General features: G+C 69.0%; 1 protein-coding gene. It reads left to right on the top strand.

The annotated features are described in order from the left end of the window. Positions 1 to 1,955: condensation domain-containing protein (locus ABZ809_RS34465; RefSeq protein WP_357566850.1), on the top strand; the 1,955-nt coding region annotated here is incomplete at both ends.

Raw genomic sequence — 1,955 nt, 5'->3', positions numbered from 1 at the left:
CGTCCCCCACAGCATCATCGCCCTCCCCCACTTCCCCCTCACCCGCAACGGCAAGATCGACCGCACCGCCCTCCCCACACCCGACACCACCACCCGCAGCGAGGCTCCCCGCGACGACCTGGAGCGGCAGGTGGCGGAGGTGTGGGCCGACGTGATCGGTCGGGCGCCGGGCCGCGACGACAACTACTTCGCCTTCGGCGGGCACTCCATGCAGGCCACGATGATCGCTGCCCGGCTGCGCGAACAGCTCCGGGTGCCGGTCGCGGCAACGATCGTGTTCGAGGCGCAGACCGTGGCCGCCATGGCCGACCTGCTGCGGGCCGGGACGACGCCGGCCGACTCGTCGAGCACAGTGGAACGCGGCGAGGTGGGCGGATCAGACCCGGTCGCCCGGGTCGCTCCCGGGCAGTCCGTGCCGGGCCGGGTGTTGTCGTTCGCGCAACAACGACTGTGGTTCCTGCACACCCTGGACCCGAACTCCACCGCCTACAACACCCAGACCGCCTGGCACATCGACGGCGAGATCAACCTCGACCACCTCGAGAACGCCATCACCGAAATCACCCGCCGCCACGAAGTCCTACGCACCACCTTCACCGAACACGACGGCATCCCCCACCAAGTCATCCACCCCACCCCCCACCACCACACCACCCGCCACGACCTCACCCACATCGACCCCCGACACCACGACCACCACATCCACACCATCCTGCGCAGCGAACTCGACAAACCCTTCGACCTCACCGCAGGTCCACTCCTACGCTGCCAAATCCTCACCCTCACCCCCACCACACACATTCTCTGCCTCACCTGGCACCACATCGTCCTCGACGGCTGGTCCGTCAACCTCCTCCACAACGAACTCCACCACCTCTACACCGACCTCATCCACCAGCGACCCCCGTCGCTGCCACCCCTGAAGACCCAGTACGCCGACATCGCCCAACGCCAACGCCACCGCTGGGAAACCACCGACGCGCAGGACCACCTCCACCAACTCGCCGCACGACTCCGCGACGCCCCACCGATCTGCCACCCACCCACCGACCGGCCGCGTCCCGACACCACACCCGGCCCCACCGCCGTCCACCGCACCGAACTCCCCACCCACGCCCTCAGCACCCTGCACACCCTCGCCACCCACACCGGCTCCACCCCCTTCGGCATCCTCCTCGCCGCATTCCAACTCCTCATCCACCGCTACACCACACAGAACCCCGTCGTCATCGGCACCCCCCTCGCCGGCCGCACCGACCCCGACGCCGAAAAACTCATCGGCTTCTTCGTCAACACCCTCCCCCTCGCCGTCGACATCCACCCCCACCACACCTTCCGCCAATTCCTCCGCCACTCCCGCACCGTCCTCATGCACGCCGTCACCCACCAGGACATCCCCTTCGACAAACTCGTCGAACACACCCAACCCACCCGCAACCGACACACCCCACCCCTCATCCAAACCGTCTTCACCGGTGGGAACGTCACAGGTATCGCCGACGAGGCCGTGCCGCTGCACACCGCGACGATGCGGCCGCTGCCGGCCGTCGCGGGGGCCGCGAAGTTCGACCTCACGGTCCACACGGAGGTGGGCACCGACGCCGTCGAGGTGTTCTTCAACTACGCCCGCGAGCTGTACGAGCCCGGGACGATCGCCGACCTGGCCGACAGCTACCGCGCCCTGGTCACCGCCGTACTCACCGAACCCGACCGCCCACTGTCCACCGTCGAGACCGTCACCGACACCCAGCGGAAGCGGCTCATGGCGGCCGCCACCGGGCGTACCGCCGTCGGGGCCACCCTTGACGGGTGCGTGCCGCGCCTGGTGACGGAGACGGCCCTGCGGCAGCCCGACGCCGTGGCGGTCGTCGACGGGGCGGGTGCGCTGACCTACCGGCAGCTCGACGAGTGGTCCAACCACCTCGCCCACGAACTCCTACGACACGGCGCCCGAC

It is taken from the genome of Micromonospora sp. NPDC047074, from assembly GCF_040643815.1.
Taxonomy (GTDB): Bacteria; Actinomycetota; Actinomycetes; order Mycobacteriales; family Micromonosporaceae; genus Micromonospora.
This window is presented reverse-complemented; position numbering and strand designations above follow the sequence as displayed.